This window comes from Streptomyces sp. NPDC002676, from assembly GCF_053592455.1.
The window spans coordinates 73,763-90,342 of record NZ_JBSFVT010000020.1; the positions used below are offsets into that span (position 1 = coordinate 73,763).

General features: G+C 67.7%; 13 protein-coding genes. 7 read left to right on the plus strand and 6 right to left on the minus strand.

What is annotated here, in order from left to right; all coding sequences use genetic code 11:
- Positions 1 to 19: 19 nt before the first annotated feature.
- The 3 genes from ACWD3E_RS35340 to ACWD3E_RS35350 form a co-directional block, all read right to left on the minus strand.
- Positions 20 to 1,534: a sensor histidine kinase gene (locus ACWD3E_RS35340; RefSeq protein ID WP_451391615.1), complete on the minus strand. Its 1,515-nt coding sequence runs from the start codon at positions 1,532 to 1,534 to the stop codon at positions 20 to 22.
- A gap of 373 nt (positions 1,535 to 1,907) precedes the next feature.
- Positions 1,908 to 2,444: an ATP-binding protein gene (locus ACWD3E_RS35345; protein ID WP_451391616.1), complete on the minus strand. Its 537-nt coding sequence runs from the start codon at positions 2,442 to 2,444 to the stop codon at positions 1,908 to 1,910.
- A 78-nt stretch (positions 2,445 to 2,522) separates the two neighbouring features.
- Positions 2,523 to 3,464, minus strand: coding sequence for a TauD/TfdA family dioxygenase (locus tag ACWD3E_RS35350; RefSeq protein ID WP_451391617.1), 942 nt, complete (start codon positions 3,462 to 3,464; stop codon positions 2,523 to 2,525).
- Between the two features lie 167 nt (positions 3,465 to 3,631).
- Between ACWD3E_RS35350 and ACWD3E_RS35355 the strand changes: the two genes are divergently transcribed.
- The 6 genes from ACWD3E_RS35355 to ACWD3E_RS35380 all read left to right on the plus strand — a co-directional run bounded on the left by ACWD3E_RS35355 (position 3,632) and on the right by ACWD3E_RS35380 (position 10,315).
- Positions 3,632 to 4,075, plus strand: coding sequence for an NUDIX hydrolase (locus tag ACWD3E_RS35355; protein ID WP_451391618.1), 444 nt, complete (start codon positions 3,632 to 3,634; stop codon positions 4,073 to 4,075).
- A 6-nt stretch (positions 4,076 to 4,081) separates the two neighbouring features.
- The gene (locus tag ACWD3E_RS35360; RefSeq protein WP_451391619.1) at positions 4,082 to 5,257 is read left to right on the plus strand and encodes a helix-turn-helix domain-containing protein; all 1,176 of its coding nucleotides are present in this window, start codon (positions 4,082 to 4,084) and stop codon (positions 5,255 to 5,257) included.
- A 268-nt stretch (positions 5,258 to 5,525) separates the two neighbouring features.
- The gene (locus tag ACWD3E_RS35365) at positions 5,526 to 7,028 is read left to right on the plus strand and encodes a helix-turn-helix domain-containing protein (protein WP_451391647.1); all 1,503 of its coding nucleotides are present in this window, start codon (positions 5,526 to 5,528) and stop codon (positions 7,026 to 7,028) included.
- A complete protein-coding gene (locus ACWD3E_RS35370; RefSeq protein ID WP_451391620.1) occupies positions 7,025 to 7,732 on the plus strand; it encodes an HAD family hydrolase in 708 nt (235 codons plus the stop codon). Before ACWD3E_RS35365 ends, ACWD3E_RS35370 begins: the two co-directional genes overlap by 4 nt.
- A 1,015-nt stretch (positions 7,733 to 8,747) precedes the next feature.
- Positions 8,748 to 8,984, plus strand: a complete 237-nt coding sequence (locus tag ACWD3E_RS35375) for a helix-turn-helix domain-containing protein (RefSeq protein ID WP_451391621.1) — start codon at positions 8,748 to 8,750, stop codon at positions 8,982 to 8,984.
- Between the two features lie 134 nt (positions 8,985 to 9,118).
- Positions 9,119 to 10,315, plus strand: a complete 1,197-nt coding sequence (locus tag ACWD3E_RS35380) for a tyrosine-type recombinase/integrase (protein WP_451391622.1) — start codon at positions 9,119 to 9,121, stop codon at positions 10,313 to 10,315.
- A gap of 164 nt (positions 10,316 to 10,479) precedes the next feature.
- On the opposite strand, the gene ACWD3E_RS35385 is transcribed toward ACWD3E_RS35380, so the two are convergent.
- Entirely contained in the window at positions 10,480 to 12,444 is a 1,965-nt protein-coding gene (locus tag ACWD3E_RS35385) for an SMI1/KNR4 family protein (RefSeq protein ID WP_451391623.1), read from the minus strand.
- 420 nt (positions 12,445 to 12,864) lie between these two features.
- Between ACWD3E_RS35385 and ACWD3E_RS35390 the strand changes: the two genes are divergently transcribed.
- Positions 12,865 to 13,092: a hypothetical protein gene (locus ACWD3E_RS35390; RefSeq protein ID WP_451391624.1), complete on the plus strand. Its 228-nt coding sequence runs from the start codon at positions 12,865 to 12,867 to the stop codon at positions 13,090 to 13,092.
- A 366-nt stretch (positions 13,093 to 13,458) separates the two neighbouring features.
- Here the strand turns inward: ACWD3E_RS35390 and ACWD3E_RS35395 are convergent, their stop codons facing one another.
- Positions 13,459 to 14,739, minus strand: coding sequence for a cytochrome P450 (locus tag ACWD3E_RS35395; RefSeq protein ID WP_451391625.1), 1,281 nt, complete (start codon positions 14,737 to 14,739; stop codon positions 13,459 to 13,461).
- A 52-nt stretch (positions 14,740 to 14,791) separates the two neighbouring features.
- Positions 14,792 to 16,402 carry an FAD-dependent oxidoreductase gene (locus ACWD3E_RS35400; RefSeq protein ID WP_451391626.1) on the minus strand — a complete coding sequence of 537 codons (1,611 nt, stop codon included), beginning with the start codon at positions 16,400 to 16,402 and terminating at the stop codon, positions 14,792 to 14,794.
- Positions 16,403 to 16,580: the final 178 nt, after the last annotated feature.

Here is a 16,580-nt window from a genome sequence, read left to right on the forward strand (position 1 = left end):
GTGGAAGGAAGGGCGAGATTCAGAGCCCGGACTGCTCTGCCGGCGCGGTGGGAGAACCGGCTCTCGCACCGGCCTGGAGGCCGTTACGGAAGGCGGCTGCGAGCCCTGGCGTCGCCCCTGTCACGGGGGCTTGCTCCCGCTCGCGCGGGGGACGGAACGAGCCGACCTGACGTCTACGCGTAGGAAGAGCGGGCGCATCAGCAGAGTGACCTACCCCTGCGGCTCCCGGGGCCCCTACGGTGCCGGAGTGTGTGACCTGGCCTGCAGTCGCGATGGTAGGAGTCGCGGCAACCTGCTGCGGCGGCGCGGAGGGGCGAGCTTCCTCGGGCAGCGCCCTTGAATCGGCGACGGACGGAATCGCTACGAGGAGCCGTGCAGGGATGACGACCAGGGCAGTGGTTCCTCCCGTCATGTTCTCCTGCAGGAGAACGGACAGCCCATGAGACTGGGCGATCTTCGCGGCGACCAGTAAGCCGAGCTGGCCAGCTCGGACTTGGCCGCTGACGTCGACAACGTCGGGGGCTTTGAGTAGTTGGTTCATCTGTGCCCGCGTCTGTGGATGCATGGGGATGGCTCGATCCTCGACCTCGACCGCCAGTCCGTTCGCCACCCGCTGGGCACGTACCGTCACTTTCGTCGCCGGATCGGAGCACTCACAGGCGTTCTCAATCAGCTCGGCCAGCAGGTGGGTCAGGTCCGGACCCACATGGCCGGGAAGCCCCAGCTCGGCGCCCACGGGCCCGGCGGCGACGGTCACACGCGGATACTGCACGACCTCGGAGACCGCGCCGCGCAGCGCGGTCGTGACGGGAACGGGCCGGCGCACGCTGCGTAGGGACTGCCCGCCCAGTACTGCCGTGCTCTCGACCTGGCGACGCATCCGCGTAACGAGGTGATCGATCTCGAAGACTTTGGCCAGCAGCTCCGGGTCGTCGGTCAGCATCTCCAGCTGGCTCAGTGCCTGAAGCGCCTTGCCGACCAGGGCGTGCTCGCGCATGGCCAGGCGGCGTAGCACTTCCAGGAGGACGACGGACTGGGACTCGTCGTGCACCCGTATCAGCGACGCGATGGCCTGCACCTGGAGGGCACTCAACGCCTTGTTGATCTCGGCGTTCGGACTGGCCGATGGCTGTGCCTGCAAGTCCGGCAGCGGCGGGCGGCCCCCGCGGCACAGCTCGTCCGCCGACCACTGCACCGACTTCTCGACGGCTGCCGCTGCCCCCGCTACCGCTGTCAGTGCCGCTGCCCGGTCCTCCTCCGCGGCCGTCTGCACGGCCCCTGCGGCCGTGCGCGCTCCGCGAGCCGCCACCGTGGCGACCCCAGCCAGTCCGCAGACCAGGCCAGCCAGGAGCCAGCCGGGGCCTACCGCGGACATCGACCAGAGAGGGGAGACGGCACCCAGCAGCGTGGCCAGGAGCACCAGGGGCAGTGCCACGGCGCGGCGGACATGGCGCAGCGTGAACGCGTCGATCGGAGGTCGCCGTCTGCGGTGGCCGGTAGCGGCCGGCCGTTCCGGGAAGGCGCTGTCAGGCATGGGAATCCTCGTCAGGGTGGGGGTGGCTAAGCGTGCTGCGGCGTCAGGTCTGCGCAGGTTTGGCGTGTGCTGCGTGGGGTTGAGCGGGACGCCGGAACCGCGACCGCGCCACAGTGGTGGAAGGATTGCGTCGACAGGAGCTGAAGGAGCCGGGCGCTCTGGATCAGGCCCATGTGGCTGAACGCCTGCGGGAAGTTGCCCGGAACAATTGGAAATCTGCTGCCGTGAATGGGGGGAGAGACAGCCCCAGGAGCGGACACGATGCTCTCGCCGTTGACTAGGGCGATGGGTTCCCGGGGCGACGCGACGAAGGAGCGGAATCTGCCACCGCAGTAGGCGGAATTGCCGTGGACAGCACCACAGCGGAGGAAGCTCACGACGTCGTCCCTTCACCCGGGACATCCAGCTCCATCCAGACTGTTTTGCCTTGGCCTGGGCCGGGCTGGACTCCCCAGCTCACGGCCAACACGTCAACCAGGAACAGGCCCCGGCCTTCCTCACGTTCGGTGCTCGGCGGTTGTCGGAACGGCCATCTACTGGAGGGGTCCTGCACTTCGACCCGGAGGCATCCGCTGGAGTGGGTGACCTTCACCGTGAACGCCTCTACTGTCTGCCGGCGGCAACCGTGGGTCACTGCGTTCGCCATCAGCTCATGGGCTCCCAGGGCAACAGCGTCCGCGATTGCCTCCAGTCCCGTAAGCACCATCAACTGGTGAAGCTGACGTCGCACCCGGGAGACCGCCGCCACCTCCGCCGGGCACACCGCCACGACCTCGAAGGCCCGCTTCCGACCGGAGCTCGGTGTGGGTTCGGCTGGGCCATCGGCGTGGGAGCCGACGAGGCTGCGAACCGCCACCCCAAGAGCTTCATCCGGTCGCTGAAGGGCCGCGTCGGAGAATTGCACGCTCATCAGCTCCCCTCCTCGGTCCCGCTAAGGGACAATTCCGGTCACTATCTATGCTGAAATGGGCTTTTGACCGGCGGCGGGTCAGCTAGTACGACGTCGAAAGCCACGTCGCGCTCCTCCGGGCGGTTCTGGACTAGGCAGGGCGGCCGGGGGCTGCGCCTGCGACGAAACCGTGTCGTAGGGGTCGCACCACTGCAGCGTTCGGCCGCTGGATGCCGGCGCGGCGAGAGCATCGAGCACGCTGTTCGTCACGGCGTCGGCCAGGGGACCCGGGACGGGGAAGCCCAGGGGTATCGGGGTACGGGGTTCGCCCAGAGCGCGCAGGCACACGCGGTCGCCGTGGAAGCCGGTGCGGGCGTGGAGCCAGCGGCTGTTGTCGATCAGGTAACCCTGACCGGCGTCGAGAGTGATGCGGTGCTGAAGGGCTTCGATCGACGTGCGGAGATGGGGTAGGTGCGGGGTGAGGAGGGGGCTGAAGGCGGCGAGGGCGTCTTGGCGCAGGCGGATGGAGACCCGCTCGCCTCGGTGGCGGGTGAAGATCTGAGAGGGGTGTCCGCCGCCGTCGCCGTAGAAGGCGGTACCTGGCAAGGTCATCATCCTCAGGGAGCGGGGCGCGCGTTCGAGAAGGAGGGCGTGGAGGGCGCTGCCGTCGGTAAGCAGCACGTCCCCGCCGCTGACTGCGGGCTGCTGGCACACCAGCAGCATTAGGCGGGGCGGATGGGGGAGGCTTGAGCGTTCGGTGTGCGCGAGGAGTTCCCCGGTGCCCAGCCCTGCCAGCCCGGGACGTCGGGAGGCAGCGCGTCTGTCACAAATGGTGGTCAGCGCGTCCGGGTCACTGTCGCGGTGCGGCACAAGCGTCATCACCTGTCGTGCGAACGCAAGAACTTTGGCTCGAGTGTCCAGGCCCTCGACGGTTGCAATACCTCGCGTCCGCATAAGTTCCATCACGGTAGAGGTCCCGCCGGAACCGGTGTTGAGGGGCGCGGCGTGTGCCTCGAAGAGGGTGAGCGAACGGATCGTCATCGACGTGCTCCTCGGAAATCGGGCTGGACGTCCAGCGTCCGGACGAGCGGCAGGCGGGTAAAGCGACAATCTGTCGACTCAGACAAAGACGGCAAGCGCGACTCCGTCCTGCGGGCGGGTGCTACGTTCCGAAGGACATGCCCGCCTTCACGTTTCAAGGACAGCCCATGTACAAGCCGTCGTTGTGGCCGGTCTCCGTCAAGGGTGTTGCCCTCGACTTTCGCGAACGCGTCCTGCTCCTGCACAACGAGCGCGGCGAGTGGGAACTGCCGGGCGGACGACTGGAGATCGGGCCTGCAGGTCACGGGTCGGCGCCAGCCGACGTGAGTCCGGGCGCGGCGCTGGAGCGCGAGGTGGCAGAGGAGAGCGGGTGGACGGTGAAGGCCGGGCCTCTCCTCGACGGCGGGACCTGGATCTACCAGCCGATCCCGGACCGCCGGGTCCTGATCGTGACCTACGGCTGCAACGTCTTGTCTCCCGGCCGTGTGCCGGTCCTGAGCCACGAGCACAAGGAGATCGGACTCTTCCACCGGCACGAGGTCGATGGCCTGACCATGCCCGAGGGCTACAAGCAGTCGATCGTGGCCTGGTACGACCATCCCGGGAGGTAACCCGTTATGGAAACCTTCACGTCTGTTTCCGCCCCGCGCCGGTCGGCTCGGTTGGTCTCGTGGCGCTGGGCGACGCCGGAGGCTCAAGCCGTCCTCGCCACGCGTGACCTGGCTTCGATTCTGAGGTACTACAGGCACGTCCACGGAACCAGCCAATTGGAGGCCGGCGAAATCCTGGGCTACGACAAGACCTACATCTCGGCCTTGGAGCTGGGCAGACGGCATTTGAGCGATGTCCGGAGCCTGCGTCACGTCGCCGAGCGGCTTGCTCTGCCTCCCCACGTCCTGGGCGTCACCGACTCGGCCGATACCGATCACCGGGCGATGATCCAGTTCGGCACCTCCACCGTAAGGCTCGCCGAAGTCGCTCGGCAGTGCGGGCGGGCCGCCGAAGCCGTGACAGAGCTGTGGCCGCTCGTCGCTCGTCTGGAGGCCCGCGCCCGTGACGGAAGCACCGAACGGGATGTCCTTCGGCTCCTTGCACACGCCCGGCTGAGTCTCGGGACAGCCCTGGGCAATGTTCTGCCCGAGGAACGGCTGGCTACCGCCGCTCACTGGACCGCCAAGAGCCTGGACGTTGTCCGCGCCTTCGACGACAGGGCTCTCATCACCACCGCTCTGCGCATGCACGGCAACGAGCTGCGTAAGGCGGGCCTGCTCGGCGCAGCCGTCGATCGACTTACCCAGGCCGCGGCCACCGCTCCCAGCGCCGAACAGCGAGCCGCAGTAATGCCGCTCTTGGCCCGTGCCGCCGGCGCCCTCGGTAATGCGCTGCTGTTCGACCATGCTGTCCGCGATGCTCAACAGCTCCTCGACACGGTCGAGCACACCAGCCTTGTCAACCCCACCGCCCTCTACGAGATCCGCCTTCGGGGCCTCATCTCTACAGGCCGCACCCGTGACGCGATACGGCACGCCGAGTCCGCTCCGCCCTCCCCGACCATCGCGGTCGCACCCCAGTGGCGTGTCATCGAACTCATCACCACCGGCCGCGTCCGCCTCCTCGCCGGTGACAGCCACGGTGCTACTCAGCTCCTGGCCACGGCCGTATGCGAAGCCCAGGCCCAGCGCCTCCCTCACCAGATCCAGCGCGTCCAGCGCATCACCGTTGGCAGGCTTTCCGATAGCCATGACGCCGCCACTCGTGCTCTGGCCCTGCTCCGAACCGAGATCGCCGCATAGCCGAAGGCACGTGAACCGGGATGCGGGCACAGCTGGGCATCCTGTTCCCATCGGGCGTCTCCTCTTTGGCTGGTTTAGCTGACGGATCAAAACGGCCTGGTGCGAGCGCAGTTGGATGGTGAGCGGCCGGCGCAGACCATGAGTCTGGAGGCGTGTCGCCTTCGGGGGGCATCGCTGCAGCGATATCGCTGCAGCGGTATCGGTCCCCACATAGCCTGGTATCACGGCTGGGGCGAGCTGGATCGTGACAAGGAGAGCCGAGGTGACCATGTCAGGGGGACCAGGGCGCGCGTGTGTGCGATGCGGGCTGCCGATCAGCCGATATAACCCGGATACACGTTGTGCAAGCTGTGCCAGAACCCATCCGACACCGACGATTCCGGACCGGGCCTGGCGCGATGAGGAAGTTCAACGGGCCCTTGCAGCCTGGGACTTCGCAACGGTCGTACGTCTGGTCCGGCGCCGATCTGGGCTGTCGCAGAAGGCCGTACGGGAGCTGACCGGACTCACTCAGGGCTTCATCTCGGACCTGGAACGTGGCCTCAAACAGGTCAACGGCCGCGAGACGATTATCGATCTCCTTACCGGACTCGGACTTCCCTCCGACCTTCGCCCGCTCCTCCTCGTCCCCTTCGCGCAGGCCGAATCGCAGCGACTTGTCGACGCCATCGACCCGGCTCTGCCATGGACGGTGGCTCGTATGGTGACGTCACTGGAAGCAGCCGTCGGAGGAGCTATGAACGGATTGAACCGCCGCAGCGTGATCGCAGCCCTGGGCGGAGCTGGCCTCACGCAGTACATCCTGCAAGCGGCCGTCGCCCCGCCCGAGGCCGTCGCCGCCACCGCCCGGAACGGAATCAGCGTCTCCGACCAGCTCCTCACCAGCCTGCAGTCCACCACTGACGCCCTGCGTCAGGCCGACGCGAGCCACGGCAGCGGCAACCTCGCCCGAGCCGCAGCAGCGCACCTCAAGGTCCTGCTCCGACTCCTGAAAGAAGGGAACTACAACGAGGCGACCGGCCGACGCCTTGCGGCAGTGACCGCCGACACCGCAATCCAGACCGGCTGGTACCACTTCGACAGTGGCGCCCACACCGTCGCCCACAACCTCCTCCTTGGAGCCCTACGCGCTGCCCATGCCAGTGGTGACCGCAGGTTGAGGGCCGGGGCGCTGTCCTTCCTCGCCATTCACGGGTACTCCGCCGGCGACCCCCGCGATGCGGTCACTGCTGCGCGCACCGCCCGCCAGGTCATCGCAGACCAAGACGCGCCCGCCCTGCACGCCATGCTCCTCACACGCCAGGCCCGCGGGCACGCCCGCCTACGCGAAGGCCGCCAGGCCCTCACCGCTCTTGAAGAGGCACAGGCCCTGTGCGCCCGCGGACGGGGAGAGGACGACCCGCACTGGCTGTACTGGATCAACCCGGGAGAGATCATGGGCCAGACAGGCAGCTGCCTGCTTGACCTCGGCCGTCCCGACAAGGCCGCCGAAGCGTTCGCTGACGCCCGCAACGCCTTCAGCATGGATGAGATCCGCACCCGCGCCCAATTCCTCTCCCGCGCCGCCACCGCCCAAATGCGCGCCGGCGACGTCGACGCCGGGTCTGCCATTGGACACGAAGTCCTCGCCCTCGTCGCCGGAGTCCGCTCCGCACGCTTGGACGACAATCTCGCCACGATGCTCACCGAAGCGCGCCGCTACTCCTCTGCGGCACCTGCCTGGGAGCTCCTGGAACGTGGTCAGGCCGTCATGGAGGAACGTACCGCATGATCCTGGTCCTATGGGACATCGACCGCACTCTCCTTTACACCGGTGACATCGACCGGCGCGTCTACAAGGAGACCTTCACCAGCGTCGTCGGGCGTCCCCCAACAGCCCTGCCCGCCCGGGGCACGGGGGTCACCATGCCCTTGGCCGTCCGCGAGCTGCTGCGCGTCAACCAAGTTCCCGAACAGAGGGTGGAGGCGCTTGCAGCGCGTATCGTCGCCGAACTCCCCGCACGCCTCGCCGGACACCGGGAGCTGTTGGCCAGCGACGGGATCGTCATGCCCGGAGCCGTGGACGCGCTCGCCGCGGTCCAGCAGGCGGAGCATCTGATCCCGACCGTCGTTACTGGGAACCTGCGAGGCAGCGCCGAGACCAAGCTGTCCGAGCTGGGCCTCATCGGCTACCTCGACACCACCATTGGTGGCTACGCGTCCGACGATCCCCACCGTCCGGCCCTCGTCCGCATCGCACAAGACCGGGCAGCCGCGAAGCACGGAGGCCGGTTCAACCGCGACAACACCGTGATCGTGGGTGACTCGCTGGAAGACGTGCGCACCGGCCTGGAAGGCGGCGCCAAGGTCATCGCGGTCGCGTCAGGCACCACCACCGAACAGCAACTACACGCAGCAGGAGCAGAGCACGTTCTACCCGACCTCACCGCCACCACGGTCCTCCTGCGCCTCATCGACCAGGTTCAGGCTCCCTAACGAGCTCGTGCATGGTGGGCGGTGGCAGGTCGAGGGGTGAGAACTGGCGCGGTGTGCAGACTCGTCATCGGTGGCAAGGGTGAGCGCCTGCTGGTGAGAGAGCAGTGCGGCGACCGCTGACCAGCCAGCCCTAACGTGCGGGCGTGGGTGATGCCCGCACAACTCGCGGGCCCAGCCGGGCTGCAGTACAGCAGGCAGCCGTCCGCGGCCGTGTCGGCCATGGACTTGACGGCGTTTTGCTTGCTGGCCCGAGACGAACTCGTCCCGGCCCTTGCGTCCTGCGGCCGCGGACCTGGGTGCTGTCGAAGATTCCGGCTGTCTCGTTCTCGCCGAGTGGGTTGACCACGTCGGCGAGCGTGCGGAGCCGAAGGCCGGGAGCGATGGTGCAGCCTCGCTGGGCCAGGACCGGCCGCTGCCCTTGTCCTGACTGCCGTGCAGGCCAGTATCGCCCGCCTTCCCGCCCGGCGTCTGTGGGTGCTTGACGCAGCGGTGGCGGCTCCTGACGGGGCCGAATACGTCCCGGCCGACGAAGCGGGTCTCCCGTATTATCCGGCCGCCATGCCATTCGCCCACGGCAGACGAGAAAGACTCTCGAAAGACTGGACCCCCTCCTGAGGCTATGTCAACGTACAACACCCCCGGGGCACGAGGTCGATAAGCGGCCCACCGGGTGACCCGATGAGGAGTCCCCATTTGTCGACGTGCACCTTCGATCTGTTCGGCTGGTTGTCTACGCCCTCTTAGCGCTAGGCACCTTAAACATGTGGCTGCCCACACCTAGCCCATGCGGGGGTGTGACTGACAACTGGGGACAAGCTCCCAAGCGGAGAGCGATCGCAACATAGACCACGATCGCCGGTTAGCCAAACCGGCGATCGTGGCGACCATTGAGTGACTCTGCGGTGGGTCGCCCATGGAAGGGGAGCCGTAGCAGGCGCAGTGAATAGCGCCAAAATGGTGGACGTGGCGACTGGGCAGAGTTGGCGCTGTCGCCCCAGACCGTGCAGTGCGAAGTATGGAATTCCCGTTGTTCGGCCGATATTTACTCGTGGAGATTGTAGGTGTGATCTTGGCGCAGGGTGGAAGCTATCGGCTTCTAACGCCGGCTGAAGTGGCCGATTGGTTGAAGGTCAGCGAGTTTACGATCAAGAACAAGTACCGAGCCTGGGGTCTGCGACCCCAAAAAGTCGGCCGCCTCCTGAGGTTTCGTGAGCGCGACATCGTCGCGTATTTGGAAAGGAAATATGGATAGCTCTATGAAATGTATTCGGTCAGTGAGTTGGCGGGTGGTCCGATAGGTTGGCTCGGGTTTTCCAAAAATGCAAGGAAGACGCGAAGAGTGGTAACTATCCCTGCAGTGCCTCTCGCTGCGGCCACCCTTGGACAGTGCGCTATCGGGAGCCTGGCGGGCGGGGTGGGCGGCAGCGAGAGAAGTCGTTCGAGAAGAAGGGGGCGGCCGACTCCTTTTCCGCCAAGGTGGAGCGGGAAAAGGATCTCGGGACCTACATCGCCCCCACGGGACTGCTTGTCCCTCTCGTGACGGTGTACCGCGAGTTCATCGACTCCGGGAGCAGGGTGAATGGAACGCGGTATCAGTACGAGACGAGTCTCCGCCTTCACGTGGAACCCTACTTTGGGGCTACTGCCGTCGGTGCCGTCAAGCCAAAGCATCTCAACGCGTGGCTGAAGTGGATGGTGGAGGAGCGTGGTTATGAGGAGAGCACGGCGATCAATCGCTATGAGACGCTCGCGGGTGTCTTCAGCTTCGCCGTCGCCAACGAGTACATAACCAAGAATCCGTGCCAGCACGTCCGTACCGGTCGCCAACGGGTGAAGCGGAGGGTGAAGAAGACGATCCGCCTTCCGAGCCTGGCAGAGATCGAGGCGATCGAGCGGTACCTCCCCGGGCCCTACCAGCTGCTCGTGTGGCTCATGGCTGGGTGTGGGCTGCGCATCGGTGAGGCGTGCGCCGTGACGTTGCAGCAGTTCGACTTTGAGGGCGGAACACTCTACGTCGACCGCCAGGTCACGCAGGACGGAGAGAATGAGGAGCCCAAGACCGCAGTCCAGAAGGCCAAGACCAAGGGCAGGGGGCGCGCCCATTGCATCCGCCACCTCAAGTGGCGTGATCTGGATGAGGGCCGAGCGGTTCCCGTTCCGCCCAGCATCGCAGCGAAGGTGCAGGAACATGTCCGGCTGTACGGCACCTTTCGCGTGGAGGAGGGGCTCAACCGGCTGGAGGGGGACTACCTCTTCTCCAACATCGGGCGCACCAACATCCTCATGTACTCCCTCGTTGACCGGCTTTGGCGTAACGCGAAGAAGGCAGCGGGCGTCTCGCGCAGGATCACCACGCATTGGCTTCGGCACTTCTTCGCCTCCGCCGGCCTCTCGAAGGGTGTTCCAGTGACGGACATGGCTGAGTGGCTGGGGCATCGCGACCCGAGGATCACCCATCAGACCTACGCGCACGTGATGCCCGACGCTCCGGAGCGCTTGAGGACTTTGATGGATGCCGTCTTCACGATGCAGACCGAGCTTGACCTGCCCCTTGAGTTCGAGGCGGTGGTCGAGGCGGACTGAAGCAAGATCGCGACCGCGTGGTGCCCTCAGCCAGGCGTACGGCTGAGGGGCCGCGCGTTCGGCTTGGTCGCGTCCGGACCCGCCATGAGGTCGGGGTTGGTGCCGCAGGTCGTACTCGGCGAGCCCAAGAGCCGCATCGAGGATCTGCGCGGCCCGGCCGGTCTCTACCTGCTTCCCGGTCCGTCGTCTTCCGTTCGCTCGCCGTCCGCCGGGCACGCGGCTCCCCAGTGCATGCGGATCACCGCGTACGTCTCTCCGTCGCTGGGTGGCCGCGTCCAGGACCGGGTGGCGAACGTGTGCAGCCGCCCGTTCACGATTGTGTGACGAGGAAGATGGACACCGAACTCCCCGCCCACGGCTTCCAGCAGCGACCGTTCTGACTCGGTGCCGTCCTCCAAGTCGCCGAAGAACCGGCTTGGGTCCAGCGCCGGTGGTATCTCTCCGCTTTTCTGGATCTCTCCTTCCGCGTACGTGAATGCGTACTCCTCGACACCGTCTCGCGCCACCGAAAGGTGGAAGAACGGCTCCCCGTGCCCGGTCCTCAGGCCGCTCCACACCACCACCGCACGGGTGCCCTCGCTGGCGGCCGCGGCTGGGGAGGTGAATCGCCGCCGGTCGAACGGGGCGGGGTCGCCGTCGAAGGCGAAGCTCCAGCCGGTGCCAGCCCGGCCAACCGCCATGAGAGCCCTGTCGTCGTAAGACGAGAGCTCCCTTTGATTGTACAGCGACTTGCGGCGCGCCTCCCAGAAGGTCATGGGTTCGTTCAGCATGGTGCCGTCCCCGTCCCCGTCCCCGTCCACGAGACGTCCGGGCAACTCCTGCGGCTCCACACGCTCCACCAGGACGAACCGGTAGCACGTGCGGTTGTCGCCCGGATCCGGCTCCGCGAGCCAGGCCATGCCGCCCGGGTCGAGCCTCGCCGTCGGCCTCGGCGCCTCGCCGACCTGCCCGCCCCTTGGAGTGGACAGCAGCTCCCGGCCCCGCTCCGGGGTCAGCAGCGGCCCGAGCACGGGGTCGGCCACCCACCCCAGTGGCGCCAGGTGGTCCGGTCCCAGGGGCTCCCACAGGGGCATGGCGTTGATCAGTGTCCGCCACGCCCCATCGGAGTCTCCCCACCGCGCCAGCTCCCGCGCCCGCTTGACCGCTTCCCCGAACGGTCCGGCCACCGTGTACCGGTACGTGCCAGTCCTCACCCGATCCAGCGTTGCGTAAGCCAGTGACACCAGGTCGTCGTCGGCGCCCCGCAGATGGAACGTCAGCGTGGAGTCGTCCCGGTACGAGTGCGCCGCGTGCTCGGCGACCAGCAGCGGCATCAGCTCGGGCGCGTACCGCGGGTTCGTCACCAGGCCATCGAAGTACACCATGTAGGTCTGTCCGAGCAGGCGGCGTATCTGGTCACCCAGCCCGGCGGCCCGCGGTCGGCCGTACTCCTTGGCTTCGTCCAGCGCCTTCCCGGCCCGTTCCCAGCCGCCGCGTAGCGCCTCGAGCCGGGCCTCCTCCACCAGGGCGTCCAGCCTTCGCGTCGTGTCATTGACGAACACCGGCTCCCCGTCGCTCCGATGTGCCTGCAGGCTGTGGAACTCCCGGTACATCTCCCGCATAAAAGTCAGGAAGTTGGCGTGCCGCTCGGGTGGCGCGGCTCGCCAGCTCGCCCATGTGTACACGGCCCACTCACCGTCCTGATCCTCGTCCTCGGGATCCAGGAGGACGTAAGTGATGTCGGACTCGACGTCGAGCTGCAGCCCGCGCCGCCAGACGTCCGCTTCCCGCCGCTCTTCTGGCCCGGCATCCTCGTCCAGGTACTCCTCGAACATGTCCGCGAGTCCCGACTCGTCGTTGTGCCAGCGCGTGTCCTCGGTCCCCGCCAGCAGCCACACGAACCCGCCCGCGTGCCGCCACCCGTCGCTGACCTTCAGGAACTCTCGGTACGACGGGGGCATACGTCGGCCGAGGCGCTCCTCCATGGCTGCGATCCGCTCCTCGGACGCGGACGGGAACCCCAGCCACCGCGCCCGCCACGCGGCCTCGTCGTCCTCGCTCCGCGTCTCGCCGTCCCGCAGGGAATCCGCCCATTCCCCGCTCCACCTGACCAGGAAAGACCGCCAGTCGAATGCCGTGGTGTCCGTCATGTGCCCGATGCTGCCATCCGCCACTGACACTGATGCTGATACTCAGGCTCCGGTGATCGTGGCCCACCGCTGAACTGACTTCCGTCGTCGTCGGTGCATCGGCCACAACTGCACTGCTGGCAGCGGCGGTCGGAGTGCTCGTCGTACGCAGGAGGCGGCGAGGGTACGGCTCTGGGAGACGGTGACGTCGTGACCGGGTGGACGACGCCGGGCAACACGCCGGGTGCTCGCGGTCGGAGGCAGGCCGCGGACACCCGGCGCAGGGCGAGCAGCGGAAATCCGCAAGCATCCGGGAACCAGGACACACCTCGGTCCGACTGTTTCAGGGGGCGGACGAACTCAGCCGGGGTCGAGGCGACTTCACTGCCCAACACCGGCCGGGCGCCGCCCTCCCTAAGGGAGCAAGACCCAACGTGGCCCATGAACGGCGACCCGTGGTCTTCCTGGGCGGATCGCTTCGATACTGACCTGGTTGTCGGGCTTCGAGAAGGGCCACCCCAGGATGCGAGCGACCTTGACGCGGCGCAGGGCCTCACGCGACTCGTGTTCTTCGCCTTCGCCACCCGCTACGCCCAGCCGGACGGGATGTCGCAGCCGGCGCTCCTGCCGCAGGTCACAGCCTGCCATGACGCGGTCGTGGTGTTGTGATCCCTCGTAGGGGCGATGAGGACCCTCGTGTAGATGTCCCCGGCGGCGAGCGACCATCGCCGCTATGCCGACTGCATCGACGGGTAGGACAGGAAGATTGAGAACGCGATGGGGTGGGGCCAAGAGACCTGAGGAGCTGCACGGCACTCCTGTGCAGACCGGATACCTCACCGATGTTGTGTGCCCCCGGCCTGCGCCCTCCCTGACACGTTCGATGGGCACTCGTCGCGTCGGTAGAGAGTGAGCAATCCGGGGCGACCTGAGCACTGTGGCTGGTCATGGTCGGTGTGGCTGTCAGTACGCGTTCATCGTGAGGGCCAAGTGTCGGCGTACGGCGGAGTGTGGTCTGCCGGGTGCAGTGCCTGGTCACGAGGGCCGGTGTTGTACGGGGTTGACGCCGTCGACCTCGATCAGGAGGTGCCGGGGGCCGCGCAGGCCCGGACTCGTGCGGTAGGGCGGTGGGTCGGCGACGAGGCGGGGGTTGTCGAGTCGGCGTGCCAGCTCGGTGAGCGCGATCTGCGTCTCGGGACGGGCCAGTGGGGCACCGAAGCAGTAGTGGACGCCGCCGCCAAAACCAAGGTGCTCGTTGTGTTCGCGGTCCGGATCGAAGCGGTCGGGGTCCGGGACGAAGTCCGGATCGCGGCTGCCGGCGGCCAGCACGAGGGTGACCGGTGAGCCCTTCGGGATGGTGGTGCCGGCGGCCTCGATGTCGTCGACGGTGTTCCGCGTGTTGGACAGAAACTGCACCGGTGGTTCGTAGCGCAGGAGTTCCTCGACCACGCGGGCGGCCAGATCGGGTTCGTCGCCGCGGCGCAGCCGGTCGAGCACCTCGGGGTGCCGCAGGAGGGTGAGCATGCCGTTGGTGATGAGGTTGACAGTCGTCTCGTGGCCGGCGGTGAGCAGCAGGGCCGCGTTGCTCAGCACCTCTTCCCGTGGCATCGGCGTCTCTGCACCGTCACCGCCGATCAGCCCGGACAGCAGGTCGTCGCTCCGTCGGCCGTGGCGGGCGTCGAGAAGCTGGGCGAAGTACTGACCGAGGCCGGCGCGGGCCTCGGCGCGTCGGCGCCGCCGCTCCGCGAGCCCGCCCGTGGTCGGGTCGGCGGCCCTGACGACTGCGTCGGACAACGCCTGGAAGCGCGCTTCGTCCTCGCGGGGCACTCCCAGCAGCCCGCATATCACCGTGACGGGGAATGGATAGGCGAAGTCGTCGACGATGTCGACCCGGGTCGTGCCTGACCGGTCCTTTTCTGCGAAGGCGTCGATCTCGCTCGTCACGATGTCGAACATGTCAGGAATCATGCTGTCGATGCGACCGGGGCGGTGGGGTGGGCCGAAGTTGCGCGTCAGCAAGCGCCGGATTCGGTCGTGTTCGGGCGGGTCGATTTCGATGAAGGTGGGCGGCAGCTGGGATGGGCCCTCTTCGGGCGCCTGTGTTGGCGCGTCGGCGCCCGGTTCGGGGAGGTTGCGCAGGTCCGAGCTGAGCCGTGGGTCGTGGAGCAGGGCGACGATCTCCCGGTAGGTGCTCACGACATAGCTCCCGTCCTCCGCCCGCACCACGGGTGTCTTGCGCAGCTCGGCGTAGAGCGGATAGGGGTCGGCGCGGTGGGAGTAGTCGAGGATCTGCTGCCAGATGCTGGTCTGGGCCATGGTGGGCGTCTCCCGCCCCTCGGGGATCTGGACGTGCGGTGGCTCGGGCAGGTCACAGGTATGTTCTGCGGACCAACGTGGCTCGCCGTTCGCTGGGTCCGTGGCCGGTCACCACGACGGTGGCCTCAGGGGCGGGCCGGTCTGGGACCTCGGCCGCGACCGGGCGACGGTCGATGGGCTGGTCGACGGTGTGGAAGGAGGGCGGGAACGGCGCCGCCCGGTCGATCAACCCCTTATAGAACTCCAGCCACTTGGACTGGTTGAAGGCGACCGCCGCGGTGATGCGCCCGCGGTAGCCGTAGACCGCGACGAAACGGCGCTCGTCCACCGATCCCTGGGCGATGACAACCTGGTCGGCATAGGTCGGGACGCCGACGGACTTGATCTCGGTGCCGAACTGGGTGGACCAGAACTCCGGCAGCGCCAGGTGCGGCCAGCGCTCGCTCTGGGCGCTGATCATGTTGTGTGCGGCGATCTCCGCCTGGGCGACCGCGTTGCCCCAGTGCTCCAGGGCGAGGTACTGGTAGTCGTAGACGGGGTGTGGGCAGCGGGCCACGTCGCCTGCGACGAACACATCGTCGGTCACGACGCCGTTGACGTCGACGGCGCGGCATCCCGCATCGCACGCCACCCCCCAGACCCCTGCCGCCAGCCCCGAGCTCCCCAGCCATTCGACGTTGCGGATGCTGCCGAGCGCGGCCACCGCCACATCGACGTCCACGGTGCTGCCGTCGGACAGACGGGCTCGCCGCAGCCGCCCGCTGTCATCGCCTTCCACCGCCTCGACCTGAACGCCGCACCGCAGGTCGACCCCGTGGTCACGCTCTATCTGCGCCGCAACCCCGCCGATCACCGCGCCCAGCGCCCCGAGCAGCGGGGCCCGACCCCGTTCGACAACCGTCACCGGAATGTTCAACTCGCGGCAGGCGGAGGCGACCTCACAGCCGGTGAACCCGGCACCGATGACCAGCACCCGGCCGGGACCGGCTGCCAGCCGTTGCCGCAGCTCGTCCGCGTCTTCCGGCGTATGCAGTGCGAACAGGCCGTCGAGCCCGGCCTCCGCCTCGTTCGGCCACGGGCGGGCCCGCACACCGGTGGCGATGAGCAACCGGTCGAAGCCCACCTTCTCGCCGTCGGCCAGGAGCACCTGCTTGCCGCTCAGGTCAAGACCCGTGGCCGCGACCCCGAGCCGCCAGTGAGCGTCGAGCTCGTCGCGGCGGGGCAGTGCGGTCCGCCGTGCCGGAACCTGCCCCAGGAGGACCTGCTTGGACAGCGGCGGCCGGTCGTACGGGGGATGAGGCTCGTCCCCGATCACGGTCAGCGAGCCGGTGAAACCCTCCCGGCGCAACACGAGCGCGGCCCGCAGGCCAGCTAGGGACGCCCCGACGATGACGATGCGCCCGGCGCGCCTGAGGGACTGCTCAGGGCTTGGGGCAGCCCCGACCTCGGGCCCGGCCGGCCGGCGCTGGGTGTCCTCACGGTCGAGGAAGATGGCCTGCACCGGGCACGCAGCCGCGGCCCGCGCGATCTTCTCTCGTTGCGCGTCGTCCGGATCGGTGTCGTACAGCAGCGCCTCGTCACCCCGGATGACGAACACATCCGGCGCGGCGAAGGCGCACTGCGCGTATCCCTGACACCGCGTGAGATCCACGACGATCTTCACGTGGACGCTCCTTCCGAACCCTGCGGATCGGCCGTTTCGTCCCACCAACACGCGCGCACGCCGCCACTTTTGCTCTTTCAGTGGAGCACGGCACGCCGGGGGCCGCATCCCGCCGCGGACCGGTGATGACGGTTCGGAGTCGTTCGCGCGCCGTGTGTCCCCAACTTTCAACTGTGTG

Bases quoted from the DNA above. Each gene is read 5' to 3' on its own strand.
- ACWD3E_RS35395 (WP_451391625.1), bottom strand. From the start codon at position 14,739: ATGGCCCAGACCAGCATCTGGCAGCAGATCCTCGACTACTCCCACCGC.
- ACWD3E_RS35350 (WP_451391617.1), bottom strand. From the start codon at position 3,464: ATGACGATCCGTTCGCTCACCCTCTTCGAGGCACACGCCGCGCCCCTC.
- ACWD3E_RS35360 (WP_451391619.1), top strand. From the start codon at position 4,082: ATGGAAACCTTCACGTCTGTTTCCGCCCCGCGCCGGTCGGCTCGGTTG.
- ACWD3E_RS35355 (WP_451391618.1), top strand. From the start codon at position 3,632: ATGTACAAGCCGTCGTTGTGGCCGGTCTCCGTCAAGGGTGTTGCCCTC.
- ACWD3E_RS35370 (WP_451391620.1), top strand. From the start codon at position 7,025: ATGATCCTGGTCCTATGGGACATCGACCGCACTCTCCTTTACACCGGT.
- ACWD3E_RS35365 (WP_451391647.1), top strand. From the start codon at position 5,526: ATGTCAGGGGGACCAGGGCGCGCGTGTGTGCGATGCGGGCTGCCGATC.
- ACWD3E_RS35385 (WP_451391623.1), bottom strand. From the start codon at position 12,444: ATGACGGACACCACGGCATTCGACTGGCGGTCTTTCCTGGTCAGGTGG.
- ACWD3E_RS35375 (WP_451391621.1), top strand. From the start codon at position 8,748: ATGGAATTCCCGTTGTTCGGCCGATATTTACTCGTGGAGATTGTAGGT.
- ACWD3E_RS35345 (WP_451391616.1), bottom strand. From the start codon at position 2,444: ATGAGCGTGCAATTCTCCGACGCGGCCCTTCAGCGACCGGATGAAGCT.
- ACWD3E_RS35390 (WP_451391624.1), top strand. From the start codon at position 12,865: ATGAACGGCGACCCGTGGTCTTCCTGGGCGGATCGCTTCGATACTGAC.
- ACWD3E_RS35340 (WP_451391615.1), bottom strand. From the start codon at position 1,534: ATGCCTGACAGCGCCTTCCCGGAACGGCCGGCCGCTACCGGCCACCGC.